The sequence below is a fragment of the Pseudomonas sp. B21-051 genome, from assembly GCF_024748795.1.
GTDB lineage: Bacteria > Pseudomonadota > Gammaproteobacteria > Pseudomonadales > Pseudomonadaceae > Aquipseudomonas > Aquipseudomonas putida_A.
The window spans coordinates 4,260,908-4,284,655 of sequence record NZ_CP087166.1 but is presented as its reverse complement, the minus strand read 5'-3'; the positions used below and the strand labels follow the sequence as shown (position 1 = coordinate 4,284,655).

Annotated in this window: 22 protein-coding genes; 14 read left to right on the top strand and 8 right to left on the bottom strand. The window is 60.4% G+C overall.

Going from position 1 to position 23,748, the window contains the following annotated elements:
- Positions 1-3: 3 nt before the first annotated feature.
- Positions 4-1,056, bottom strand: coding sequence for an NAD(P)-dependent alcohol dehydrogenase (locus tag LOY52_RS19120; protein WP_183785949.1), 1,053 nt, complete (start codon positions 1,054-1,056; stop codon positions 4-6).
- 190 nt (positions 1,057-1,246) lie between these two features.
- Between LOY52_RS19120 and LOY52_RS19115 the strand changes: the two genes are divergently transcribed.
- Positions 1,247-2,137, top strand: a complete 891-nt coding sequence (locus LOY52_RS19115; protein ID WP_258675609.1) for an AraC family transcriptional regulator — start codon at positions 1,247-1,249, stop codon at positions 2,135-2,137.
- Positions 2,138-2,320: 183 nt separating this feature from the next.
- On the opposite strand, the gene LOY52_RS19110 is transcribed toward LOY52_RS19115, so the two are convergent.
- Entirely contained in the window at positions 2,321-3,985 is a 1,665-nt protein-coding gene (locus LOY52_RS19110; protein WP_047598758.1) for an electron transfer flavoprotein-ubiquinone oxidoreductase, read from the bottom strand.
- A gap of 526 nt (positions 3,986-4,511) precedes the next feature.
- On the opposite strand from LOY52_RS19110, the gene LOY52_RS19105 reads away from it, so the two are divergent.
- From LOY52_RS19105 to LOY52_RS19060, 10 genes are all read left to right on the top strand, one after another.
- On the top strand, positions 4,512-5,261 hold the full coding sequence (locus LOY52_RS19105) for an electron transfer flavoprotein subunit beta/FixA family protein (RefSeq protein WP_003226982.1): 750 nt from the start codon (positions 4,512-4,514) through the stop codon (positions 5,259-5,261).
- Between the two features lie 2 nt (positions 5,262-5,263).
- A complete protein-coding gene (locus LOY52_RS19100; RefSeq protein ID WP_007961977.1) occupies positions 5,264-6,193 on the top strand; it encodes an electron transfer flavoprotein subunit alpha/FixB family protein in 930 nt (309 codons plus the stop codon).
- 79 nt (positions 6,194-6,272) lie between these two features.
- Complete coding sequence (locus LOY52_RS19095) at positions 6,273-7,094, top strand: ABC transporter substrate-binding protein (RefSeq protein ID WP_098964995.1); 822 nt, start codon at positions 6,273-6,275, stop codon at positions 7,092-7,094.
- A 9-nt stretch (positions 7,095-7,103) separates the two neighbouring features.
- Positions 7,104-7,460, top strand: a complete 357-nt coding sequence (locus tag LOY52_RS19090) for a DUF4398 domain-containing protein (protein WP_258675608.1) — start codon at positions 7,104-7,106, stop codon at positions 7,458-7,460.
- Positions 7,457-8,269, top strand: a complete 813-nt coding sequence (locus LOY52_RS19085) for an OmpA family protein (RefSeq protein WP_258675607.1) — start codon at positions 7,457-7,459, stop codon at positions 8,267-8,269. The genes LOY52_RS19090 and LOY52_RS19085 overlap by 4 nt, the downstream gene beginning before the upstream one ends.
- A gap of 316 nt (positions 8,270-8,585) precedes the next feature.
- Positions 8,586-10,025, top strand: coding sequence for a PLP-dependent aminotransferase family protein (locus LOY52_RS19080; RefSeq protein WP_003226969.1), 1,440 nt, complete (start codon positions 8,586-8,588; stop codon positions 10,023-10,025).
- Between the two features lie 78 nt (positions 10,026-10,103).
- Positions 10,104-10,595, top strand: a complete 492-nt coding sequence (locus LOY52_RS19075; protein ID WP_258679927.1) for a translation initiation factor 2 — start codon at positions 10,104-10,106, stop codon at positions 10,593-10,595.
- 165 nt (positions 10,596-10,760) lie between these two features.
- Entirely contained in the window at positions 10,761-11,015 is a 255-nt protein-coding gene (locus LOY52_RS19070; RefSeq protein WP_041069283.1) for a YkgJ family cysteine cluster protein, read from the top strand.
- A 41-nt stretch (positions 11,016-11,056) separates the two neighbouring features.
- Positions 11,057-11,662, top strand: a complete 606-nt coding sequence (locus LOY52_RS19065) for an START domain-containing protein (protein WP_258675606.1) — start codon at positions 11,057-11,059, stop codon at positions 11,660-11,662.
- 311 nt (positions 11,663-11,973) lie between these two features.
- A complete protein-coding gene (locus LOY52_RS19060; RefSeq protein WP_258675605.1) occupies positions 11,974-14,067 on the top strand; it encodes an LTA synthase family protein in 2,094 nt (697 codons plus the stop codon).
- A 56-nt stretch (positions 14,068-14,123) separates the two neighbouring features.
- Here the strand turns inward: LOY52_RS19060 and LOY52_RS19055 are convergent, their stop codons facing one another.
- On the bottom strand, positions 14,124-14,282 hold the full coding sequence (locus LOY52_RS19055; protein ID WP_169432680.1) for a DUF3309 family protein: 159 nt from the start codon (positions 14,280-14,282) through the stop codon (positions 14,124-14,126).
- 322 nt (positions 14,283-14,604) lie between these two features.
- Here LOY52_RS19055 and LOY52_RS19050 point away from each other — a divergent pair, with 322 nt between their 5' ends.
- The 3 genes from LOY52_RS19050 to csrA all read left to right on the top strand — a co-directional run bounded on the left by LOY52_RS19050 (position 14,605) and on the right by csrA (position 16,148).
- A complete protein-coding gene (locus tag LOY52_RS19050; RefSeq protein WP_258675604.1) occupies positions 14,605-15,420 on the top strand; it encodes an SDR family oxidoreductase in 816 nt (271 codons plus the stop codon).
- A gap of 63 nt (positions 15,421-15,483) precedes the next feature.
- Positions 15,484-15,816, top strand: a complete 333-nt coding sequence (locus tag LOY52_RS19045) for a YnfA family protein (protein WP_003226957.1) — start codon at positions 15,484-15,486, stop codon at positions 15,814-15,816.
- Positions 15,817-15,962: 146 nt separating this feature from the next.
- Positions 15,963-16,148, top strand: a complete 186-nt coding sequence (gene csrA, locus LOY52_RS19040) for a carbon storage regulator CsrA (protein ID WP_258675603.1) — start codon at positions 15,963-15,965, stop codon at positions 16,146-16,148.
- A gap of 4 nt (positions 16,149-16,152) precedes the next feature.
- Here csrA and LOY52_RS19035 read toward each other — a convergent pair whose 3' ends face one another.
- From LOY52_RS19035 to mnmC, 5 genes are all read right to left on the bottom strand, one after another.
- Positions 16,153-16,380 carry a YheU family protein gene (locus tag LOY52_RS19035; protein ID WP_007965656.1) on the bottom strand — a complete coding sequence of 76 codons (228 nt, stop codon included), beginning with the start codon at positions 16,378-16,380 and terminating at the stop codon, positions 16,153-16,155.
- Between the two features lie 164 nt (positions 16,381-16,544).
- Positions 16,545-17,735, bottom strand: coding sequence for an osmoprotectant NAGGN system M42 family peptidase (locus LOY52_RS19030; RefSeq protein WP_123587489.1), 1,191 nt, complete (start codon positions 17,733-17,735; stop codon positions 16,545-16,547).
- Positions 17,736-17,896: 161 nt separating this feature from the next.
- On the bottom strand, positions 17,897-19,645 hold the full coding sequence (gene ngg, locus LOY52_RS19025; protein WP_258675602.1) for an N-acetylglutaminylglutamine synthetase: 1,749 nt from the start codon (positions 19,643-19,645) through the stop codon (positions 17,897-17,899).
- 3 nt (positions 19,646-19,648) lie between these two features.
- Positions 19,649-21,421, bottom strand: coding sequence for an N-acetylglutaminylglutamine amidotransferase (locus LOY52_RS19020; protein ID WP_258675601.1), 1,773 nt, complete (start codon positions 21,419-21,421; stop codon positions 19,649-19,651).
- 149 nt (positions 21,422-21,570) lie between these two features.
- On the bottom strand, positions 21,571-23,550 hold the full coding sequence (gene mnmC, locus LOY52_RS19015; protein ID WP_258675600.1) for a bifunctional tRNA (5-methylaminomethyl-2-thiouridine)(34)-methyltransferase MnmD/FAD-dependent 5-carboxymethylaminomethyl-2-thiouridine(34) oxidoreductase MnmC: 1,980 nt from the start codon (positions 23,548-23,550) through the stop codon (positions 21,571-21,573).
- Positions 23,551-23,748 lie beyond the last annotated feature (198 nt).

Here is a 23,748-nt window from a genome sequence, read left to right as displayed (position 1 = left end):
GCCTTAGACCTTGAGCGTCGCCATGTCGATCACGAAGCGATACTTCACGTCACCGGCAATCATTCGGGCGTAAGCCTCGTTGATCTGGCGGATGTCGAGCATTTCGATGTCGCAGGTGATGTTGTGCTCGGCGCAGAAGTCCAGCACTTCCTGGGTCTCGGCGATGCCGCCGATCAACGAACCGGCCAGCACGCGACGGCCCAGCACCAGGTTGGCGGCGTGCACGGGCGGATCAATCGGTTCGATCAGACCGACCAGAATGTGCACGCCATCAAAGCGCAGGGTTTGCAGGTACGGATTGAGATCATGCTGCACCGGAATGGTGTCGAGCAGGAAATCGAAACGGCCTGCAGCGGCAGCCATCTGCTCGGCATCGGTGGAGACGATCACGTGATCGGCGCCCTGACGACGACCTTCTTCGGCCTTGCTCGCCGAACGGGTGAACAGCGTGACTTCCGCGCCCATCGCCTTGGCGAATTTGATGCCCATGTGGCCGAGGCCGCCCATGCCGAGAATCCCGACCTTGTCGCCGGCCTTGACCCCGTAGTGCTTGAGCGGCGAGTAGGTGGTGATGCCGGCGCAGAGGATCGGCGCGGCGCTGGCGAGATCCAGTTTCTCCGGGATGCGCACCACGAAGTGCTCGCTGACCACGATGCTGTCGGAGTAGCCGCCCATGGTGTTGCTGCCATCGACCCGGTCCGGGGTGGCGTAGGTCATGGTCGGGCCCTCGAGGCAGTATTGCTCGAGGTTCTGCTGGCAGGCGGCGCAGGTGCGGCAGGAGTCGACCATGCAGCCAACGCCGACCAGATCGCCGACTTTATGTTGGGTGACGTTCGCACCAACGGCGGTGACTTTGCCGACGATCTCATGGCCGGGCATCAACGGATAAACCGCGATGCCCCATTCGTTGCGAGCCTGGTGGATGTCGGAGTGGCAGACGCCGCAATACAGGATCTCGATCGCCACGTCGTCAGCGCGTGGGCTGCGGCGTTCGAATTTCATCGGGGCGAGGGGAGTGGTGGCCGATTGGGCGGCATAACCGATAGCGGTGTACATGAGAAACCTCGCAGAAGCAGTGACAGGTGAGGTGGCGCATTTTGGGCGCCGTCTGCCGCTGCGGCCATGACGATTCCTCCGGGTCTCATGCCTAATCCTCCGGCATGCAGGTCTGGGCAAGCGCATTGGCAAAAGGATCTGCGATGATGCTTGCATGCCTTTTTCCGTGACTTTTTTGAAGACCCCTCCGATGCAGTTGACCCGTCACCTTGATGCCAATGCCACACTGGTTTCGCTGATCGAGCCGCTGGCGCTCTGCGATGGTTACAGCCAGACCGGGTTACCCGGCGTGCAGGTGTTGCGCGCCAGTTGCGACGTGGCGCGTGGCCCGCACATTTATGAGCCGAGCCTGATGATCATCGCCCAGGGCAGCAAACTGGCGTTCCTCGGCCCGCGTACCATGGAGTACGGCGCCGGGCACTACCTGATTCAGGCGCTGCCGGTGCCGTTCGAGTGCGAAACCTTTGCCTTGCCGGATGCGCCGTTGCTGGGGGTGTCGGTGGCGATCGACCGGGTGCTGCTCGGTGAATTGGTGCTGGCCATGGGGCTGGCGCCGGGGCGGCACATTCCGGCGCAAACGCCGGAGTCGATGACCTCGGTGGTGCTCGACGATGACATGCGCGGCTGTGTCGAACGTATGTTGCGTTGCCTGCACGATCCGCTGGAGCGGCAGATTCTCGGGCCGGCGCGGGTGCGTGAATTGTTGTTCACTGCGTTGCGCGGGCCACAGGCCGATGTGTTGCGCGCGCTGGTCGAGCAGCAGGGGCAGTTCGCCCGGGTCGCGGCGTCGATCAGTCACCTGCATGCGCATTACACCGAGCCGCTGAATGTCGAGACTCTGGCCAGTTGCGCGAACATGAGCGTTTCGTCCTTCCACGAGCACTTCAAGCGCAGCACGCTGTTGTCGCCGGTGCAGTATCTGAAACGTTTACGCTTGCTCAAGGCGCAGACCTTGCTGGTCGCCGAAGGGCTAGGCGTGGCGCAGGTGGCGCATCGGGTGGGGTATCAGAGTACGTCGCAGTTCAGTCGTGAGTACAAGCGCTACTTCGAGCGCAGCCCTGGCGATGAGCGCGTAGCCTGATTCGACGATAATCCCCTGTGGGAGCGAGCCTGCTCGCGAAGGCGGTGTATCAGTCGACATCATTGTTAACGACACACCGCTTTCGCGAGCAGGCTCGCTCCCACAGTTGTTTTGTGGTGTCAGAGGAATTGTGGGCAACAAAAAGGCCCCCATTTCGGGAGCCTCGTCGTTCAGCGATACAGCTTACATATTCGGGTAAGTCGGGCCGCCAGCGCCTTCCGGCGTGACCCAGGTGATGTTCTGCGAAGGGTCCTTGATGTCACAGGTCTTGCAGTGCACGCAGTTCTGGGCGTTGATCTGGAAGCGTTTTTCGCCGTCTTCCTTGGTGATCACTTCGTAGACGCCGGCCGGGCAGTAGCGCTGCGCCGGTTCGTCGTACAGTGGCAGGTTCTTGCTGATCGGGATGCTCGGGTCGGTCAGCTTCAGGTGGCACGGCTGCTCTTCTTCGTGGTTGGTGCCGGAGATGAACACCGAGCTCAGTTTGTCGAAGCTGAGTTTGCCGTCCGGCTTCGGATAGTCGATCTTCTTGCAGTCGGCCGCCAGTTTCAGGCAGGCGTAGTCCGGCTTGGTGTCGTGCAGGGTGAACGGCAGTTTGCCGCCGAAGATGTTCTGGTCCAGCCAGTTGAAACCACCGCCGACAATCGCGCCGAACTTGTGGATCGCCGGGCCGAAGTTACGGCTGGCGAACAGTTCGTCGTAGAGCCAGCTCTTCTTGAACGCGTCGACGTAGGAGGTCAGCTCTTCGGTGCCATCCTTTTCGGCGAACAGCGCGTCGGCCACCGATTCAGCAGCGAGCATGCCGGACTTCATCGCAGTGTGGCTGCCTTTGATCTTGGCGAAGTTCAGGGTGCCGAGGTCGCAACCGATCAGCGCGCCGCCCTTGAAGACCATTTTCGGCAGCGAGTTCAGGCCACCTTTGCAGATGGCGCGGGCGCCGTAGCTGACGCGTTTGCCGCCTTCCAGGTACTGAGCCAGCACCGGGTGATGCTTGAGGCGCTGGAACTCGTCGAACGGCGACAGGTAAGTGTTGCTGTAAGACAGGTCAACGATCAGACCGACCACTACCTGGTTGTTTTCCAGGTGATAGAGGAACGAGCCGCCGGTGTTTTCGGTGCCCATGATGTCCAGCGGCCAACCGGCAGTGTGCACCACCAGGCCTGGCTGGTGTTTGGCCGGGTCGATTTCCCAGATTTCCTTCAGGCCGATGCCATAGTGCTGGGCGTCGGCATCGCTGTCGAGGTTGTAACGCTTGATCAGTTGTTTGCCGATGTGGCCACGGCAGCCCTCGGCGAACAGCGTGTACTTGCCACGCAGTTCCATGCCCGGGGTGTACAGGCCTTCTTTGGGGTTGCCTTCGCGGTCGACGCCCAGATCACCGGTGATGATCCCGCGCACGATGCCGTTTTCGTCGATCAGCGCTTCCTGAGCGGCGAAGCCCGGGTAGATTTCCACGCCCAGGTTCTCGGCCTGCTGGGCCAGCCAGCGGCACAGGTTGCCGAGGGAAATAATATAGTTGCCTTCGTTGTGCATGGTCTTGGGCACAAAGAAGTCAGGAATTTTCTGCGCACTGTCGGCGTTTTTCAGCACGAAAATGTCATCGCGGGTGACCGGAGTGTTCAGCGGGGCGCCGAGTTCTTTCCAGTCCGGGAACAGTTCGTTCAGAGCACGTGGTTCGAACACGGCACCGGAAAGGATGTGTGCGCCGACTTCGGAGCCTTTTTCGACCACGCAGACGCTGATTTCCTTACCGGCTTCGGCGGCCTTCTGCTTCAGACGGCAGGCGGCGGACAGGCCAGCGGGGCCGGCACCGACGATGACCACGTCGAATTCCATGTATTCGCGTTCCACAGGCTATCTCCTACTCAAGGCTCAACAGTTTTTTTTCTAATTTGGAGGTTCGGTGTCGTATCCGTTATTGCCTTTACGTTAACGTCAAGGGTAATAATGGGCAAACCACCTTTCTCTCTAGGCGGCGCATTATATCTACACCACTCCGAGCGTCCAATACAAACGTTTGTTTGAATCGGCTCCAGCCCAGAGAAATCAAAGAAGCCCCGGCTTATGAACGGCCATTTTGCCGTATTGACCGGAATAGGCGTTCCGGTCAAGATACGGGCGGTTTTGCGCTCGCCGTAGGCAGACTGGCGGTTTCAAGAGCACCTCTAAAGACAGGGCACAGGCAGTACAAGGTGATGCGCAGCGCAAGTCCGGCGCGCAGTTTACACACCGTGCGAATCAATGACTCGTTGGTCACCACTGACGAACGGTCATCGCCCCCCGCCGGCGTTTTTAGAGGTGCCCTTGTGCCCGATGAGCATCATCCGCCAGGTTCGCCTAGGCGACTTTCTTTTCACCGGAGAGTAACGAGGAATCCATGAAGGTTCTTGTAGCTGTCAAACGCGTTGTGGATTACAACGTCAAGGTTCGCGTCAAGGCGGACAATTCCGGCGTAGACCTCGCCAACGTCAAGATGTCGATGAACCCGTTCTGCGAAATCGCAGTGGAAGAAGCCGTACGCCTGAAAGAGAAAGGTGTTGCGACTGAAATCGTCGTCGTCTCCATCGGCCCGTCCACCGCTCAGGAACAGCTGCGTACCGCACTGGCTCTGGGTGCCGACCGCGCCATCCTCGTCGAATCCGCTGAAGACCTGACTTCGCTGGCCGTGGCCAAGCTGCTCAAGGCTGTGGTCGACAAGGAACAGCCTCAGCTGGTGATCCTGGGCAAACAGGCCATCGACAGCGACAACAACCAGACCGGTCAGATGCTCGCTGCACTGAGCGGCTACGGTCAGGGCACTTTCGCCTCGAAAGTCGAAGTTTCCGGCGACAGCGTTGCCGTGACCCGCGAAATCGACGGCGGCGCGCAGACCGTTTCCCTGAAACTGCCGGCCATCGTCACCACCGACCTGCGTTTGAACGAGCCGCGCTACGCGTCCCTGCCAAACATCATGAAAGCCAAGAAGAAGCCTCTCGAAGTGCTGACTCCGGATGCTTTGGGCGTTTCCACCGCCTCCACCAACAAGACCCTGAAAGTCGAAGCGCCGGCTGCACGCAGCGCAGGCATCAAGGTCAAATCGGTGGCTGAACTGGTCGAGAAACTGAAAAACGAAGCGAAGGTAATCTGATCATGACTATCTTGGTAATCGCCGAACACGACAACAAGGTGCTGGCTCCAGCCACCCTGAACACCGTGGCTGCTGCTGCCAAAATCGGCGGCGACATCCATGTGCTGGTTGCGGGTCAAGGCGCTGGCGCCGTGGCTGAAGCCGCTGCGAAAATCGCTGGTGTGAGCAAAGTCCTGAACGCTGACAATGCCGCTTACGCGCATCAGCTGCCGGAAAACGTTGCGCCGCTGGTTGCAGAGCTGGGCAAGGGCTACAGCCACATCCTGGCTGCCGCCACGTCCAACGGCAAAAACATCCTGCCGCGCGTTGCCGCTGCGCTGGACGTTGACCAGATCTCCGAGATCATCTCGGTAGAAAGCGCCGATACTTTCAAGCGTCCGATCTACGCCGGTAACGCTATCGCTACCGTGCAATCGACCGCTGCGATCAAAGTGATCACCGTGCGTGCCACCGGTTTCGACCCGGTTGCCGCTGAAGGTGGTTCGGCAGCTGTTGAAGCGGTTGCTGCTGCGCACGACGCCGGCACTTCCAGCTTCGTCAGCGAAGAACTGGCCAAGTCCGATCGTCCTGAGCTGACTGCTGCCAAGATCGTCGTTTCCGGCGGCCGCGGTATGCAGAACGGTGACAACTTCAAACACCTGTACGCCCTGGCCGACAAGCTGGGCGCTGCCGTCGGTGCTTCGCGCGCCGCGGTCGACGCAGGTTTCGTACCGAACGACATGCAGGTCGGTCAGACCGGCAAGATCGTTGCGCCACAGCTGTACATCGCCGTCGGTATCTCCGGCGCGATCCAGCACCTGGCCGGCATGAAAGACTCCAAAGTGATCGTTGCGATCAACAAGGACGAAGAAGCGCCGATCTTCCAGGTGGCCGATTACGGTCTGGTGGCGGATCTGTTCGAAGCGGTACCTGAGCTGGAGAAGCTGGTCTAATCCGGCGGCTTCACTTATAAAGAGCCCGGCCTTATGGTCGGGCTTTTTTTGTCTCGAATTTGCGTGGGAGTGTTTTGCCATGGATCTGCGCCGCGGGTTGTTATTGGGATTGATCCTGTTACCGGGGATGGCTGCGGCTGCCGGCAAATGCGAGCGCCTCGTCGTCACCGGCAGCCCGGATGCGCCGCCGTACCTGTGGCAGGACCCGCAGAATCCCAAGCACTTGATCGGCGCCAGTGCCGACCTGCTGCAGCAAGTGGCCAAGGATCTGGGGATCAAGGTCGAGCTGCTCTACGCCGGCAAACGCGCGCAGGCCCTTGATGAAGTGCGCAGCGGGCGCATGGACATGCTGGCCGACACGCCGCTGATGTTCAACGAGCTGGAAAACCTCGACTACATCTATCCGCCGTTGCTGGAAAACGACTATCTGGTGTGGACGCGCAAAGGCTCGACGCTGGTCTACAGCGAAGCCAGGGACCTGCACGGGCACACCGGGGGGCTGTCGGAAAAGTCTCGAATGACCCAGGCATTCGGCACTTTCGCCGAGCAGAATCTGACCCTGACCCGGACGGCAAACATCACCCAGGCCTTTCAGAAACTTCTGCTGGGTGAAGTGGAATATGTACTCGCCGGTCGCTACTCGGGCATGGCCGCCGCGCAGGCACTGGGTATGGCCAATGATCTGCTGGCGTTCGAGCAACCGATCGACCGACCGGGACTGTTCCTCGCGGTTTCGCACAACTCGGCCTGCAACGATCCGTGGTTGCGCGGACAGCTCGCAAAAAAGATGACAGAATTGCCCGCGTCCGGACTGACCGAAGCCGCGCTGCAACGCAACATCGAGCGCTGGAAGGCTCAGCAGCAACAGCCGCAGCCACCTGTCAGTGCCCCAAAACAGTAGGGATTCTTAGTGAGTATTCGACCTCTTTTCGCGGCCATGGCCGTTCTGGCCCTGGCCGGCTGCGCCAACGATCCGGCACCCAATGAGCAAATGCGTCTGACCGAGCAGGCCATCACCCAGGCCAGGGCTGTCGGTGCGACCGCCGATGAACTGCCGGAAATGAAACTGGCCGAAGACAAGTTCAACCGGGCCAAGGGCAACATGACCGACGAGTCTTTCAAGAACGCCCGCATGCGTGCCGAACAGGCCGAGCTGGATGCTCGTCTGGCCGAAGCCAGGGTGCTGACGCAAAAGAGCGAAGAGCAACTCAACGTGCTCAACACCCGCATCATCCGACTGCGCAAGCAACTGGGAGATGCCCAATGAGCCTGAAGTCCAAAGCCCTCGGCGGATTGATTCTGGCCGGTTGCGCGAGCCTCTATGGTTGCGCCGGTCAACACGGTGAGGCCGCATTGCAACAGGCCGGCAGTGATTTCCAGAAGGTCAAGGAAGATTCCAACGTGCTGCGTATCGCGCCGAAGGATGTGATCCGCGCCGGTGAGTCGCTGGCCCGTGCCGATCGCCTGTCCACCTATTGGGGCAGTGGCTCGGACGTGGTGCATTACGCCTACCTGAGTCAGCGCTACAGCGAAATCGCCCGCGAACACACCAATCTGGTGCTCAACGAAGAGCGCGCGGCGAAGCTTGAGCTGGAGCGTCAACGCCTGCAACTGGCCCTGCGCGAGTCCAAACTGCTGAGTGTGCAGCAGCAGGGCAAGTGGCTTGAGGAGCAGATCGTCGCGCTGGCCACCACGCAAACCGATCGCGGACTGGTGATGACCCTCGGTGACGTGCTGTTCGACACTGGCGAGGCGGAGCTGAAAAACTCGGCCAACCGCGTGGTGCTGAAGATCGTGCAGTTCCTGCAGCTCAACCCGAAACGCGTGGTGCGCATCGAGGGCTACACCGACAGCACTGGTGGCAAACAGGAAAACCTCAAGCTGTCGCGTGATCGCGCGCAAGCGGTAGCCGATGTACTGATGGACCTCGGAATTGAGGACAAGCGTATTCAGGTCGAAGGTTACGGCGACGAGTACCCGGTGGACGCCAACGCTTCCGAGCGCGGGCGGGCACAGAATCGTCGGGTGGAAATTGTGTTTTCCGACGAAAAAGGCCAGCTCGGCGCCGCCCGCTGAACTGCGGGTTCGGCGCAGTCTCCTGAACGACGCGTACCGCTGTAGGAGCTGGCGAAGCCTGCGATTTTTTGATCCGGCTTCACAAGCAAGATCAAAAGATCGCAGCCTCGTTCCACTCGTCAGCTCCTACAGGAGTGTGAAAGCCCGGATTTACCGGGCTTTTTTACGTCTGTCGAATAGCGCGCAAATCCGTACAGTTGTAGCTGACACTGCACTGTACGGTCGACTATGGTAGCAACTGTCCCAGTACACTTCTAAACTGTTCCGGTATTGTTTCACACAAGAATAAAATGCCCGTGAAATCGAGTGCTGCGTCATGACCAACCTCTTGCTCTACCAACGTATTGCTCAACAACTGGCGGAAGACATCCGGCGCGGTGTCTATCAGCCCGGAGAACGCGTGCCGTCGGTGCGCAAGATGAGTTCGCAGCTCAATGTCAGCCATGCAACGGTGTTGCAGGCTTACGCCAATCTCGAAGATCAGGGCCTGATACGTGCACGACCGCAGTCCGGTTACTACGTGCACCAGACCCCGGCACTGACAGCGCCGACCCCGGACATCGCCCGGGTCGAGCGGCCAGGCCTGGTCACCCGCGCCAGCATCATTCAGCAAGTATTGGTCGAATCCCGGCGCGAGGGAGTTTTCCCGTTGGGCGCCGCTGTACCTAGCGTCGATTACTTGCCGGTTCGCGCGCTGCATCAACAACTGGCCAAGGTCACCCGATTTCATAGTCCGCGGGCGTTCAGCTACATGTTCAGCCCCGGTTTCGAACCGTTGCGCCGGCAAGTGGCGATCCGCATGCGCGATGCCGGGGTCGTCGTCGATCCATCGGAAGTGGTGATTACCCACGGGTGTGTCGATGCGCTGCAGATGTCGCTGCGGGTGCTGACCCGTCCAGGTGATCTGATCGCTGCCGAATCGCCAACCTATTACGGTCTGCTGCAACTGGCCGACCTGCTGGGCCTGAAAGTGATCGAGATCCCCAGCGATCCGGCCACCGGCATGAGCCTCGAAGCCTTGCAACTGGCGGCGAACCAATGGTCGATCAAAGCCTTGGTTCTGACCACTCGCCTGAGCAATCCACTGGGCGGCACCATGCCGGAAGAGCGGCAGAAACAACTGCTGCGCCTGGCCTCGGACTTCGATATCCAGATCGTCGAAGACGATATCTACGGCGAGTTGATGTTCGAACAGGGCCGCACCAAAGCCCTCAAGGCCTACGATCGACTGGATCGGGTGATCTACTGCTCGAGCTTTTCCAAGACGTTGTCGCCGGGTGTACGCGTCGGCTGGATGATTGCCGGCAAGTATCAGCAGGAAATCCAGCGTCTGCAGACCTTCACCACGCATTCGGCGTGTAGTGTGACCCAGATGGCGATTGCCGCTTATCTGGAAAATGGCGGTTATGACCGGCATTTACGGTACATCCGCCAGGAATACCGAAAAAACCTCAGCGCGTTCCAGTTGGCGGTGCAGCAGTACTTCCCCGAAGGCACGCAAATGACCCGGCCCACGGGCGGTTTCATCCTCTGGGTGAGTCTGCCGGGCAGGGTCAATACCCAGGAATTGCATGTCCGCGCCTTGCAGCAGGGCATCAGTATTGCGCCGGGGCTGATCTTCAGTAATACCGAGCAGTTCAACCACTGCATCCGCCTGAACTGCGGCACGCCGTGGAATCGCGAGGCGGAAAGGGCGCTGATGACCCTCGGTTTGCTGGCGACTCAACTGTGTCAGGAAACCGCAGGCGGTTTCTGAACGAGTGGCGCACCGTGCTTGTCTTGTGACGCTCAACAGGCGAGCATATGGCCCTCTGCCGTTAGTGTTGTGGGGCTCATGAAAGCGATTTTGCCTGCTGCCTGGATTTTGCTTGGTGTGTTGACGATGGGCCATGCGCCCGGTGTCATGGCAGCCGCCGTTCAGGAAAAGCCTGCGGCGTCAGCTGCGGCGAGCAAAACGGCCAGCAACAAACCCGTTGCGGACAAGAAAGCTCAGACGAAGAAAGCCCCGCAGAAGAAAGCGGCCCCGGTGAAGAAGCGGTCCCCGATTGCCTCCAAGTCAAAACCGGCCAGTGAAGTGGCTAAAACCAGACTGCCGCCGGCCAAACTGGACCTGAGCCTGCCCAAAGACATGGTCCAGCAGCTCAAACCTGCCGGCACCGTGCCGATGCCCAAACACGACGCGATCCTGCCGCAGATGTTTGGCGAGAAGAACAGCGGCTTCCAGCTCAACGGCCGGCTGCTCAGCAATGAAATGCAGTTGCAGCTGCGCAACGAAGAGCGCCGCGAAGTCGAAGGCGCAGCGCTGGATTTCGAGTTCAAGCAGTAGATTCAATCGATCCGTGACCCGCAGACCAGACGCTTTGTCGGAGACTGGTCAGTCACATTCAGTTATCGGTAAAAACCCCGGTTCAGGGAATTTGAAACAACCGTTTTAGCGGTTACTCTGTCCGTGTCTCTTTAACACATTGCCCGTCGCGAGGACTTGCTCGTCATGAAATGCCGTGAAGGCTGTGGCGCTTGCTGCATTGCCCCGTCCATCAGTTCTGCCATTCCGGGCATGCCCAACGGCAAACCTGCCGGCGAACGTTGCGTGCAACTCTCGGTCGAAAACCTGTGCAGCATTTTCGGTCAGCCAGAGCGTCCCGCGGTCTGTTCAGGATTTGCCGCCGATGTCGAAGTCTGTGGCAGCAGCTCCGAGGAAGCGATAAAACTGATCGGCTGGTGGGAGCAGATGACGGCGGCGTGATGTGTCAAACGAACGGAACTTCAACAATAAGGAATAAGACTATGGGTTCGCTGCATCGTATCGCTGTGTTGTGTGGTTTGACGGCTGTGCTGGCTACTTCGGTGGCTCAGGCTGAGGACTGGAAGGTCGCCAAGAACGAAGACGGGATCAAGGTCTCGCTGGCCGAAGTGCCGGGTTCGGATTACAAGTCCTATCAGGGGGTTGCCCTGATGAAGACCACCGTTGCCAAACTGCGTGCCTTGCAGGAAGACGTGGCCGGAGCCTGCGCCTGGATTCACGAGTGCAAAGCCCAGAAGCTGCTCAAGCACGAGGGCGATCAGAGCTGGACCTACACCCAGTTCAATACGCCGTGGCCAGTGACCCCACGTGATTCGGTGTTGCACATCACCACCGTCGAAGGCGCCGATGGCAGCCTGACCCGCAACCTCGAAGGCGTGCCGAAGTACCTTCCCGAAGAGAAGGGCTTTGTCCGTGTCGCTCAGGTCAAAGGGTTCTGGAAGTTCGTACCCAAAGGTGACCAAGTCGAAGTGACCTATCAGGTGCACACTGAGCCCGGCGGCAGCGTACCGAGCATGATTGCCAACAAGTTCGTGGTCGACGCTCCCTTCAATACCCTTAAAGCCCTGAAAGAACGCGCCGAGAAGTAATTTTTCGCGCTGACAGCAAAACGCCCCGACCGATTCGGGGCGTTTTGTTTTGTCGCTATATTGTGTTTCCAGATATGCGCTGCACGAAATTTTCACAAACCTTTCCCGACAATTCGCCCGCGCAATTCAGCTTGTCCCCGTCCGATCGCTTATATGAAAGAGTCGGGCAGTAGGGCAGTAATCAATGGCAATGCTGTCGTTGATCGTGCAACATTTGCGCACCGCGCACGCCCCGGGGTCTGGAATGGCCAAAAGAGGGCATGGCGCCGCTGTATTTTGCAACTTCAACTTCCAATGGGTCCTAAAACGACATGGCAAACCCGGACGCCCTGAATCAGCAGCGATCTTCCACTCGCCTGCTGCAACCGACCGTCAAATCGCATCTGGCCTACACATTGTTGTGTGCCTTGGTCATGATGGTGATGTTTTCCGTGCTGCGCCTCGCGCTGCTGGTCTACAACCGCGAGATGATCCTCGATACCCCGGCTTCGACCTTCCTCGAAGCCTTCGCCAACGGCCTGCGTTTCGACCTGCGCCTGGTGGTCTACGTCTGCGTTCCGCTGCTGCTCGCACTGTTCAGCGCCCGTGCAATGGCTGCGCGTGGCTTCTTCCGTCTGTGGCTGACCGTGGCGTCCAGCATCGCGCTGTTCCTCGGCCTGATGGAAATGGACTTCTACCGTGAGTTCCATCAGCGCCTCAACGGCCTGGTGTTCCAGTACGTCAAGGAAGACCCGAAAACCGTGATGAGCATGCTCTGGTACGGTTTCCCGGTAGTGCGTTACCTGCTGGCGTGGGTCATCGGCACCGTGATCCTGACCCTGGCGTTCAAGGGCGCCGACCGTGCGACCCGTCCACGCGGCCCGTTCAGTGGCGGCAACGTCGGCACCCGTCAGGTGGCGCCGTGGTACACCCGCCTGGCGGTGTTCGTGGTTTGCCTGCTGATCTGCGTGGTGGCGGCCCGTGGCACCCTGCGTCAGGGCCCGCCACTGCGTTGGGGTGACGTGTACACCACCGAATCGAACTTCGCCAACCAGCTCGGCCTCAACGGCACGCTGTCGCTGATCGCCGCTGCCAAGGACCGCATGGGCGAGGATCGCAGCAACATCTGGAAAGCCACGCTGCCGCAGGAACAGGCGCAGAAAGTGGTGCGCGAGATGCTGGTGATGCCGGACGACAAACTGGTTGATGCCGACATTGCCGCCGTGCGCCGTGACTACACGCCACCAGCGGACAAAACCCTGCCGATCAAGAACGTGGTCGTGATCCTGATGGAAAGCATGGCCGGTCACTCGGTGGGCGCACTTGGCGCACCGGGCAACATCACGCCGTACCTCGACAAACTGTCGAAGGAAGGCCTGCTGTTCGACCGCTTCTTCTCCAACGGTACGCACACCCACCAGGGCATGTTCGCGACCATGGCGTGCTTCCCGAACCTGCCGGGCTTCGAATACCTGATGCAGACTCCGGAAGGCAGCCACAAGCTCTCCGGCCTGCCGCAACTGCTCAGTGCGCGCAAGTATGACGACGTCTACGTCTACAACGGTGACTTCGCCTGGGACAACCAGTCGGGCTTCTTCAGTAACCAGGGCATGACCAACTTCGTTGGCCGTAACGACTTCGTCAACCCGGTGTTCTCCGATCCGACCTGGGGCGTGTCCGACCAGGACATGTTCGACCGTGGTCTGGTGGAACTGAAGGCACGGGAAAACGGCAAACCGTTCTATGCGCTGCTGCAGACCTTGTCCAACCACACGCCGTATGCCTTGCCGACACCCTTGCCGGTGGAGCGCGTGACCGATCGCGGCAGCCTCAACGAGCACCTGACCGCCATGCGTTACGCCGACTGGGCACTCGGTCGGTTCTTCGAGAAGGCGCGCAAAGAGCCGTACTTCAAGGAAACCCTGTTCGTGATCGTCGGTGACCACGGTTTCGGCAACGAGCGCCAGATCACCGAAATGGACCTGGGCCGCTTCAACGTGCCGATGCTGATGATCGCTCCGGGCATCCAGGAGAAGTTCGGTACCCGTGATCATACCGTGGGTACGCAGATCGACATCGTGCCGACCATCATGGGTCGCCTGGGTGGCGAAGTGCGTCATCAGTGCTGGGGTCGTGACCTGCTGAACCTGCCGGCCGGCGACACCGGTTTCGGTGTGATCAAGCCGTCGGGTAGCGAGCAGACCACTGCCATCGTCACCGCCGACCAGATCCTGGTGCTGCCGAAAGAGAAGGAAATGGCGCCGAAGATCTACCAGTACCAACTGGGCGCGAACCCTTCTGCCGAGATCATTCCGGACGCACCGCGTACCGCCGAACTGAAGCTCAAGCTTGAAGCGTTCCTGCAAACGGCGACCAAGAGCCTGATGGACAACACTGCCGGTGTGATCAACGGCAAGCCGGACTGATAAAACCGCTGCATAAAAAAGAGGCCCCTGAGGGCCTCTTTTTTTGTCTTGGGGTTTTATATCCTGCCAAGTAACAGCAAGACCAACAGCACCACCAACACCACGCCGATAATGCCCGAAGGACCGTAACCCCAACTTCTGGAGTGCGGGAAGACCGGCAGACCACCGATCAGCAACAGGATCAGGATAATAATAAGAATTGTGCCCATGTCGATTTCCTTGTTGAAAGTATTCGAGAAGTCTTGGTGTTCAAGGGCGACTGGAGGCTAACTAATTCCAGACGGCTTACAAATTCCGACCGGTGCGCGTGACAGAAAATTCAATGTTTTTTTAAGGTATTTGGTCCGCAGGCTTATTTCCTTTAAGCGCAAGATCAAAAGATCGCAGCCTTCGGCAGCTCCTACATCAACTACCTGTAGGAGCTGCCGAAGGCTGCGATCTTTTGATCCTCCATTCAGCAACTTGATGGAGAGTGGGCGCACTCACAACCTTCGCTACACTCCGCCCATCTCCTACGGAACAACAAGGCTGTCTGCTATGCAAAATCGCATGATGATCACTGGCGCGGGCTCAGGTTTGGGTCGCGAAATCGCGCTGCGCTGGGCGCGTGAAGGCTGGCAGCTGGCCTTGTCCGACGTCAGCGAGCCGGGCCTGCAGGAAACCCTGAAACTGGTGCGCGAAGCCGGTGGCGACGGTTTCACCCAGCGTTGCGATGTGCGTGATTACAGCCAGCTCACCGCGTTTGCCCAGGCTTGCGAAGTGAAGCTGGGCGGCATCGATGTGATCGTCAACAACGCCGGTGTGGCGTCCGGCGGATTCTTCAGCGAACTGTCGCTGGAGGATTGGGACTGGCAGATCGCGATCAACCTGATGGGGGTGGTCAAGGGCTGCAAGGCGTTCCTGCCGTTGCTCGAGCAGAGCAAAGGCAAGATCATCAACATCGCTTCGATGGCTGCACTGATGCAAGGTCCGGCGATGAGCAACTACAACGTGGCCAAGGCCGGTGTAGTGGCGCTGTCGGAAAGTTTGCTGATCGAACTGGCGCAGCAGGAAGTCAGCGTGCATGTGGTCTGCCCGTCGTTCTTCCAGACCAACTTGCTCGACTCGTTCCGTGGCCCGACGCCGGCCATGAAAGCCCAGGTCGGCAAGTTGCTGGAAAGTTCGCCGATCACGGCGGCTGACATCGCTGAGTATATCTACCAGCAAGTGGCCGCCGGCGAATTCATGATCCTGCCGCACGAGCAGGGGCGCATGGCCTGGGCGATCAAACAGAAGAACCCGCAACTGATCTACAACGAGATGACCACCATGGCCGATAAAATGCGCGCCAAGGCCCGACAAACCAACGGCTGAACTTGCCCGAAGGGTGTCGCGTCGTTAGTGTGGCCGCAATGGTCACCCTGTCGAGACACATCAATGCTCAATTACCTGTGGTTCTTCCTTGCGGCGCTGTTTGAAATCGCCGGTTGTTTCGCCTTTTTCATGTGGCTGCGTCAGGGCAAGAGTGCCTTGTGGGTGATCCCGGCGCTGCTCAGCCTGACCCTGTTCGCCCTGTTATTGACCCGCGTCGAAGCGGCTTACGCCGGGCGCGCCTATGCCGCGTATGGCGGGATCTACATCGTCGCGTCGATCGGCTGGCTGGCGGTGGTCGAGCGCGTGCGCCCGCTGGGTTCGGACTGGATCGGCGTGGCGCTGTGCGTGATCGGCGCCAGCGTGATCCTGTTCGGGCCGCGATTTTCCGCGGCTTGAGGCGAGACTGTTTAGCCTTTTGCAGGAAACGTCTGAAGGGCTCAGCGACTCACGGTGTAGGGCAAGACTGAATTGCGCGCGACCCATTGTAGAGCGCGTGCCCACCGCGCATCTTCAGGGCTGGCTAACCCTGAAGGACGAACTCCATGCTTGTACTCAGCCGTGTTGTGGGCGAGTTGATTTCCATCGGTGACGACATTTCCGTACGCGTGTTGTCAGTCAACGGTTCCAGCGTGCGTTTTGGTGTCGAGGCACCGCAGAAGGTCAATGTGCATCGCTCTGAAGTCTACGAGCGGATCCAGCGCAAACAGATCAGGGAAAAGGTTCGCTGAGGTTTCACTCGAACAGGTGCTTGGGCACGTCGTGCTTGAGCATCAGTTGGCATTGTTCGCTTTCCGGGTCGAAAACAATCAGCGCCTGACCTTTGGTCAGTGCCTGCCGTACGCGCAGCACACGGGTTTCCAGTGGGGTGTCATCACCGTTGTCGGTACCGTCGCGAGTGACGAAATCCTCGATCAGACGGGTGAGGGTGTCGACTTCAAGAGCGTCGTAGGGAATCAGCATGGGCACCTCGGCTAAATCAATGGCGGGATGCTACGGCGATTACGATATCCCCGCCAGTTTTCGTGGCGTGCCAATTCGCGAGCAGGCTCGCTCCCACATTTGGAATGCGTGTCCTCTGTGGGAGCGAGCCCGCTCGCGAAGGTGATTGGTCTGCCAATAAGGATTCAACTGTCGGAACGCTGCCCCACCAGACTGTCCACCGACGGTACTCGCGTATCGCTCTCCATCTGCGTGTCATGTTCGATCTGATGACTGAAGCGATCCAGCGAAGCATTGGCCGGCGCCGCATCGCTGGCAAATACCGGCGGACTCAGAATGTACGCCCCGAGCAAACGACTGAGCGCCGCCAGACTGTCAATGTGCGTGCGTTCATAACCATGAGTCGCATCGCAGCCGAAGGCCAGCAGTGCCGTACGGATGTCATGCCCGGCAGTGACTGCCGAATGCGCGTCGCTGAAGTAATAGCGGAACAGGTCGCGCCTTACCGGGAGTTCGTTTTCACTGGCCAGACGCAGCAAATGCCGCGACAGGTGATAGTCGTAAGGCCCGCCGGAATCCTGCATCGCCACGCTCACCGCGTGTTCGCTGGAATGCTGGCCGGGCGCGACCGGCGCGATATCGATGCCGACGAATTCGCTGACATCCCACGGCAATGCTGCCGCCGCGCCGCTGCCGGTTTCTTCGGTAATGGTGAACAGCGGATGACAGTCGATCATCAACTCCTGACCGCTGTCGACGATGGCTTTGAGCGAGGCGAGCAGGGCTGCAACGCCAGCCTTGTCATCGAGGTGACGGGCACTGATGTGGCCGCTTTCGGTGAACTCCGGCAGCGGGTCGAACGCCACCACGTCGCCGACGCTGATGCCCAGCGATTCGCAATCGGCCTTGGTTGCGCAATACGCATCCAGACGCAATTCGACGTGATCCCAACTGATCGGCATCTCGTCCACGGCGGTGTTGAACGCGTGCCCGGAGGCCATCAGCGGCAGCACGCTGCCACGAATCACGCCGTTGTCGGTGAACAGGCTGACGCGGCTGCCCTCGGCAAACCGGCTCGACCAGCAACCGACCGGGGCCAGGGTCAGGCGACCGTTGTCTTTCACCGCACGCACGGCGGCACCGATGGTGTCGAGATGCGCGGAGACGGCGCGATCAGGGCTGTTTTTCTTGCCCTTGAGCGTGGCGCGAATAGTGCCGCGACGGGTCATTTCGAAAGGGATACCAAGTTCTTCCAGACGCTCGGCGACGTAGCGCACGATGGTGTCGGTGAACCCGGTAGGGCTGGGAATGGCGAGCATTTCCAGCAGGACTTTTTGCAGGTAGTTCAGATCCGGTTCAGGGATTTGTGTGGTCATGGAAACTCCTGATGAGTTGAGGCGCATCGATGGTTTCGATGAGAAGGGATTTGTGGTGCCTGATTCGGCCCCTTCGCGAGCAGGCTCGCTCCCACCATTTGGATGAGTTCCCCTGTGGGAGCGAGCCTGCTCGCGAAGGCGTCAGTCCAGACAAAGCAGGATCAAGAAACAGCCGGCTGACTGTGCGGAAACAACAGATCGACAAACCGCTCCGCCGTCGGCTGCGGCTCGTGATTAGCCAGTCCGGCGCGTTCGTTGGCTTCGATAAACACGTACTCCGCTTGATCCGCCGCCGGCACCATCAGATCGAGGCCAACCATTGGAATATCCAGTGCCCGCGCCGCCCGTACCGCTGCATCGACCAGCGTCGGGTGCAGAATCGCGGTGACGTCCTCCAATGTGCCACCGGTGTGCAGATTGGCCGTGCGGCGCACGAACAGATGCTCGCCCGCCGGCAGGATGCTGCTGTAGTCATACCCGGCCGCGTGCAGGGTGCGTTGGGTTTCGTGATCCAGCGGGATCTTGCTCTCGCCACTGGTAGCGGCTTGCCGACGGCGGCTCTGCGCCTCGATCAATGCACCGATCGAATGATGGCCGTCACCCACCACCTCGGCGGGACGACGAATCGCTGCCGCCACCACTTCAAAACCGATCACCAGAATCCGCAGGTCGAGGCCTTCGTGGAAGCTTTCCAGCAGTACGCGGCTGTCGAAATGTTTGGCGGCTTCGATGGCCTGCTGCACCTCTTCGATGCTCTGCAGATCGACCGCCACCCCTTGGCCCTGTTCACCGTCGAGCGGCTTGACCACCACACGCTGATGCTCGTCAAGAAACGCCAGGTTGTCGTCGGCGTTGCCCGCCAGTTGCTGCGAAGGCAGCTTCAGCCCGGCGGCTTTCAACACTTTGTGGGTCAGGCTCTTGTCCTGGCACAGACTCATGCTGATCGCGCTGGTCAGGTCGCTCAGCGATTCGCGGCAACGCACCCGACGTCCACCATGGCTGAGAGTGAACAGCCCGGCTTCGGCATCATCCACCTGCACATCGATGCCACGGCGATGCGCTTCCTCGACGATGATCCCCGCATAAGGGTTGAAGTTGGCTTCCGGCCCGGGCCCGAGGAACAGCGTCTGGTTAATGCCGTTCTTGCGTTTGATCGCGAACGTCGAAAGGTTGCGAAAACCGAGTTTGGCGTAAAGATTCTTGGCCTGACGGTTGTCATGCAGTACCGACAGATCCAGATAACTCAGGCCGCGACTCATGAAGTGTTCGATCAAGTGCCGCACCAGCACTTCGCCGACGCCCGGCCGCGAGCACTGCGGATCCACCGCCAGGCACCACAGGCTGCTGCCATGTTCCGGATCGTTGAAGGCTTTCTGGTGATTGAGGCCCATGACGCTGCCGATCACCGCGCCGCTGTCTTCATCTTCAGCCAACCAGTACACCGGACCGCCCTGATGATGCGGGGTCAGCCGCGTGGCATCGATCGGCAACATGCCGCGGGCCTGATACAGCAGATTGATCGCCTGCCAGTCCGCTTCGCTTTGCGCCCGGCGAATGCGGAATCCGCGAAACACGCGAGTGGCCTGGCGGTAATCGCTGAACCAAAGGCGCAGAGTGTCGGACGGGTCGAGAAACAGTTGCGTCGGTTCCAGACCGAGAATCTGCTGCGGTGCGGCGACGTACAGGGCGATATCGCGTTCGCCGGGCTGTTCGTTGAGCAGTTCTTGCGCCAGGGTCGCCGGGTCAGGAAAGGTGTGACCGATCAGCAACCGGCCCCAGCCGCAATGCACCGCAATGGGGTCGGCGCCGAGTTCGCTGCCGTCTTCGGCCAGACGCGCCTGCAAGCGTTCATACGACGGTGTCTGACCGCGTAACAGGCGCTGATTGATCGCTGTGGCGTGAGGTTTCATCAATCAGATTCCTTGTTCACTGAGCCACAGGTTCAGAGCCGCCAGTTGCCACAGTTTCGAGCCGCGCAATGGCGTCAGTTGGCCTTGCGGGTCAGTCAGCAGTTTGTCGAGCATGGCCGGGTTGAACAGGCCGCGATCCTGGCTCGGATCCAGCAGCAGTTCACGCACCCAGTTCAGGGTGTCGCCTTGCAAGTGCTTGAGGCCGGGCACCGGGAAGTAGCCTTTCTTGCGGTCGATCACTTCGCTTGGAATCACCAGGCGTGCGGCTTCTTTGAGCACCTGTTTGCCGCCATCGGGCAGCTTGAACTGGCCGGGAATCCGCGCTGACAGTTCAACCAGTCGATAGTCGAGAAACGGCGTGCGCGCTTCCAGGCCCCAGGCCATGGTCATGTTGTCGACACGTTTGACCGGGTCATCCACCAGCATCACCGTGCTGTCCAGACGCAGCGCTTTATCGACCGCAGCCTCGGCGCCGGGTTGGGCGAAATGTTCTTTGACGAAGTCGCCGGCCGCATCATTCGCGGTCAGCCATTTCGGTTGCACGGTGGCGGCGTAGTCGTCGTAGCTGCGGTCGAAGAACGCCGCGCGATAGGCCGCGTACGGATCGGCCGCACCGTCGACTTGCGGGTACCAGTGATAACCGGCGAACAGTTCGTCAGCGCCCTGGCCGCTTTGCACCACTTTGCAGTGCTTGGCCACTTCTCGCGACAACAGGTAGAAGGCGATGCAGTCGTGGCTGACCATCGGTTCGCTCATCGCGCTGAACGCAGCGGGCAGTTGCTCGATGATCTCTTTTTCGTCGATGCGCAATTGATGATGTTGAGTGCCGTAGTGCTTGGCGATCAGATCGGAATACTGGAATTCATCGCCACGCTCGCCGCCGGCATCCTGGAAACCGATGGAAAAGGTCGACAGGTTCTCCACGCCGACTTCACGCAGCAGGCCGACGAGCATGCTCGAATCGACACCGCCGGAAAGCAGCACGCCGACATCCACCGCTGCGCGTTGACGAATCGCCACCGCCTCACGGGTGCTGTCGAGTACACGGTCGCGCCAGTCTTCGAGGGTCAGGTTTTTCTCGTCGTCGTGTGGGCCGTAGGGCAGGGTCCACCAGGTTTTCTGCTCGGTACGGCCATCGGCTTCGACGCGCATCCAGGTCGCTGGCGGCAGCTTTTCGATGCCCGCGAGCAAGGTGCGTGGAGCGGGCACCACCGCGTGGAAATTCAGATAGTGATTGAGCGCCACCGGATCGAGGATCGGGTTGATGTCGCCGCCCTTGAGCAGCGCCGGCAGGGCCGAGGCAAAGCGCAAACGCTGACCGGTACGCGACAGGTACAAAGGCTTCACGCCGAGACGGTCACGGGCGATGAACAGGCGCTGTGCATCGCGCTCCCAGATGGCGAACGCGAACATGCCGTTGAGTTTCGGCAGCAGCGCTTCGCCCCAGGCGTGGTAGCCCTTGAGCAGCACTTCGGTGTCGCCACCGGAATAGAAGGCATAGCCCAGCGCTTCGAGTTCGGCGCGCAGTTCCGGGAAGTTGTAGATCGCGCCGTTGAAGGCCAGGGACAAGCCCAGTTGGCTGTCGATCATCGGCTGCGCCGAGCCGTCCGACAGGTCCATGATTTTCAGGCGACGATGGCCGAGGGCAATCGGCCCTTGGGCATGGAAGCCCCACGCGTCGGGGCCGCGAGGGGCCAGGTGATGGGTGATTCGCTCTACCGCTGCAAGGTCTGCAGGTTGATGATCAAAACGTAACTCGCCAGCTAATCCGCACATAAAGTCCTTACCGGTTTTTCCGTTGGGGAGGGGTGATTCAAGTCAGGCCAAAATGGCCGGTACTCAGAAACTGACCCGCTGCAGATGTGGGAGTTTTAGAACGATGAGTTATAAGAGGGGGCGACTGACCAGCGGCCAGTCGCGATTTTTCATTTGCCGCGAATCAACGTGCGCAAAGCGAAACGGTTGGGGTGGCAGGCTTCGGCGACGCTTCGGGGCAGCGGCAGCGGCTCGTTGTCCAGCCATGCGGCGAGCAGTTCGCCCGACAGCGGCGCGGTGATCAGCCCGCGTGAGCCGTGGCCGCTGTTGACGTACAAGCCATCGAGCCACGGGCAGACGATGTCCGGCACTTGTCGTGCATCCTTGCTCAACGCGGCATAGGCCTGAGCGAAGGCTTTGCGGTCGGCGAGGGGGCCGACGATCGGCAGATAGTCGGGGCTGGTGCAGCGGAATGCGGCGCGTCCCTCCAGAGTTTCCGGGGGCAGCTCATTGATGCGCAGACGCGCCACCAGATCGCTGGAGATTTCTTCGAGCATCGCCAGATTGCCCAGGTGCTCGGCGGTAGTCGGTGTCAGGTCATCGCTGTTGAAGTCGAAACTCGCACCCAGCGTGTGTTCACCCAGACGTGCCGGGGCGACATAACCTTCGGCGCAGACCACAGTGCGTAGCGCCTGGCTCTCGGTGGTTTGCGGCAGGCGCGTGATCTGCCCGCGAATGCGCTTGAGTGGCAGCTCGGCACTTTGCGCAAAGCGTTTGATCTCCGCAGCGCCGGCCAGCACCACCACCGGCGCACTGGCGAGCAGGCGGTCGCCGTCGAGGGCTTGCCAGTGACCCTCGACCTTGCGCAGTTCCAGCGCATCGTGATGCTTGAGCAGTTCGATGTTTGCTTGCGCGGCTTGCGCCTGGCACAGCGCGGGCGGATGCACCCATCCGCCATCGGGGTAGAACAGCCCGCCATGGGCCACGGCGATTCCGGCCTGAGTTGCGGCTTGCGGCTGATCGAGCCAGTGCACCAGATCTTCCGGGAACGCCGCGGCCAGTTGCGCCTGACGCTCGGCTTCCTTGGTGTTGAAAGCCAGTTGCAGCACGCCGCAATCGTCCCAGTCGGTGCCGCGTTGCAAGGTTTCCAGCAGACGGCGGGTGTAGCCGAAGCCGCTGACGATCAGTTGCGACAACGCGGTGCCGTGGGCCGACAACTTCAGGTACAGCACGCCCTGCGGATTGCCCGACGCTTCCTGTGCCACCGCCTCGTGACGCTCCAGCAGACTGACTTGCCAGCCGCGCGCGGCGAGGCTGGCGGCCGTAGCGCAACCGGCCAGCCCGGCGCCGATCACCAACGCCCGACGCTCACCGGTTATCGGGGCAGGGCGGGCGAACCACGGTTTGTCCGGCAGCGGTGGCGCGACGTCCTGCGGCCAGCCGAGAAACTCGCCGCGCAGGATCTCCCACTTGTGGCCGATGCCCGGCGTGCGTTTCATCTTGAACCCGGCCGCATTGAGCAGACGCCGCACCCAACCGGTGCTGGTGAAGGTGCTGATGGTCGAACCGGGCGCGGCCAGTCGCGCCAGTTCGGCGAACAGTTCGGCAGTCCACATGTCGGGGTTTTTTGCCGGGGCGAAACCGTCGAGAAACCATGCGTCGATCTGCGCATCGAGTTGCGGCAGTTGCTCCAGCGCCTCGCCGATCAACAGGGTCAGCGTGACCCGACCGTTGCCGAGGACGATCCGCTGAAAGCCCTGATGGATCGCCACGTAATGCGTCAGTAGTTGATCGGCCAGCGGCTTGAGGTTCGGCCACAGGGCCAGGGCCCGTTGCAGATCCGTCGGACTCAGCGGGTATTTTTCGACGCTGACAAAATGCAGCCGCGCACCGGCCACCGCATGCTGTTCGAACAACTGCCAGGCGCAAAGGAAATTCAGCCCGGTGCCGAAGCCGGTTTCGCCGATCACCAGCCGCCCGTGCGCCGGCAGCGCGGCAAAACGCTCGGCCAGACGGTTCTGTTCGAGGAACACGTAACGGGTTTCATCCAGCCCCGACTGGTCGGAAAAATACACATCATCGAACACCCGCGAGCGCGGACGTCCGTGGTCATCCCAGTCGAGTTGGGCGTGGGGCAATACAGGTTTCATGGCAGGCTCGGCAACGACAAGGCGGCCATTCTAGCTGATCGGGCGCAGGGTGCTTGATCCATGGCAAGGCTGGGTTGAGGGGGGGCAAGGACAATTCACTGTTTGTGGCTGAAAGTGAGCTTTTCTGTGGCGAGGGAGCTTGCTCCCGCTCGGCTGCGCAGCAGTCGTAAAGCCGGCGCACGCGGTTTAACTGGAGTA

Coding starts and splice junctions, on each gene's coding strand:
- LOY52_RS19120 (WP_183785949.1), bottom strand. CDS start 1,056: ATGTACACCGCTATCGGTTATGCCGCCCAATCGGCCACCACTCCCCTC.
- ngg (WP_258675602.1), bottom strand. CDS start 19,645: ATGAAACCTCACGCCACAGCGATCAATCAGCGCCTGTTACGCGGTCAG.
- LOY52_RS19035 (WP_007965656.1), bottom strand. CDS start 16,380: ATGCTGATTCCCTACGACGCTCTTGAAGTCGACACCCTCACCCGTCTG.
- LOY52_RS19115 (WP_258675609.1), top strand. CDS start 1,247: ATGCAGTTGACCCGTCACCTTGATGCCAATGCCACACTGGTTTCGCTG.
- csrA (WP_258675603.1), top strand. CDS start 15,963: ATGCTTGTACTCAGCCGTGTTGTGGGCGAGTTGATTTCCATCGGTGAC.
- LOY52_RS19020 (WP_258675601.1), bottom strand. CDS start 21,421: ATGTGCGGATTAGCTGGCGAGTTACGTTTTGATCATCAACCTGCAGAC.
- mnmC (WP_258675600.1), bottom strand. CDS start 23,550: ATGAAACCTGTATTGCCCCACGCCCAACTCGACTGGGATGACCACGGA.
- LOY52_RS19095 (WP_098964995.1), top strand. CDS start 6,273: ATGGATCTGCGCCGCGGGTTGTTATTGGGATTGATCCTGTTACCGGGG.
- LOY52_RS19105 (WP_003226982.1), top strand. CDS start 4,512: ATGAAGGTTCTTGTAGCTGTCAAACGCGTTGTGGATTACAACGTCAAG.
- LOY52_RS19085 (WP_258675607.1), top strand. CDS start 7,457: ATGAGCCTGAAGTCCAAAGCCCTCGGCGGATTGATTCTGGCCGGTTGC.
- LOY52_RS19070 (WP_041069283.1), top strand. CDS start 10,761: ATGAAATGCCGTGAAGGCTGTGGCGCTTGCTGCATTGCCCCGTCCATC.
- LOY52_RS19075 (WP_258679927.1), top strand. CDS start 10,104: ATGAAAGCGATTTTGCCTGCTGCCTGGATTTTGCTTGGTGTGTTGACG.
- LOY52_RS19030 (WP_123587489.1), bottom strand. CDS start 17,735: ATGACCACACAAATCCCTGAACCGGATCTGAACTACCTGCAAAAAGTC.
- LOY52_RS19060 (WP_258675605.1), top strand. CDS start 11,974: ATGGCAAACCCGGACGCCCTGAATCAGCAGCGATCTTCCACTCGCCTG.
- LOY52_RS19080 (WP_003226969.1), top strand. CDS start 8,586: ATGACCAACCTCTTGCTCTACCAACGTATTGCTCAACAACTGGCGGAA.
- LOY52_RS19050 (WP_258675604.1), top strand. CDS start 14,605: ATGCAAAATCGCATGATGATCACTGGCGCGGGCTCAGGTTTGGGTCGC.
- LOY52_RS19065 (WP_258675606.1), top strand. CDS start 11,057: ATGGGTTCGCTGCATCGTATCGCTGTGTTGTGTGGTTTGACGGCTGTG.
- LOY52_RS19045 (WP_003226957.1), top strand. CDS start 15,484: ATGCTCAATTACCTGTGGTTCTTCCTTGCGGCGCTGTTTGAAATCGCC.
- LOY52_RS19100 (WP_007961977.1), top strand. CDS start 5,264: ATGACTATCTTGGTAATCGCCGAACACGACAACAAGGTGCTGGCTCCA.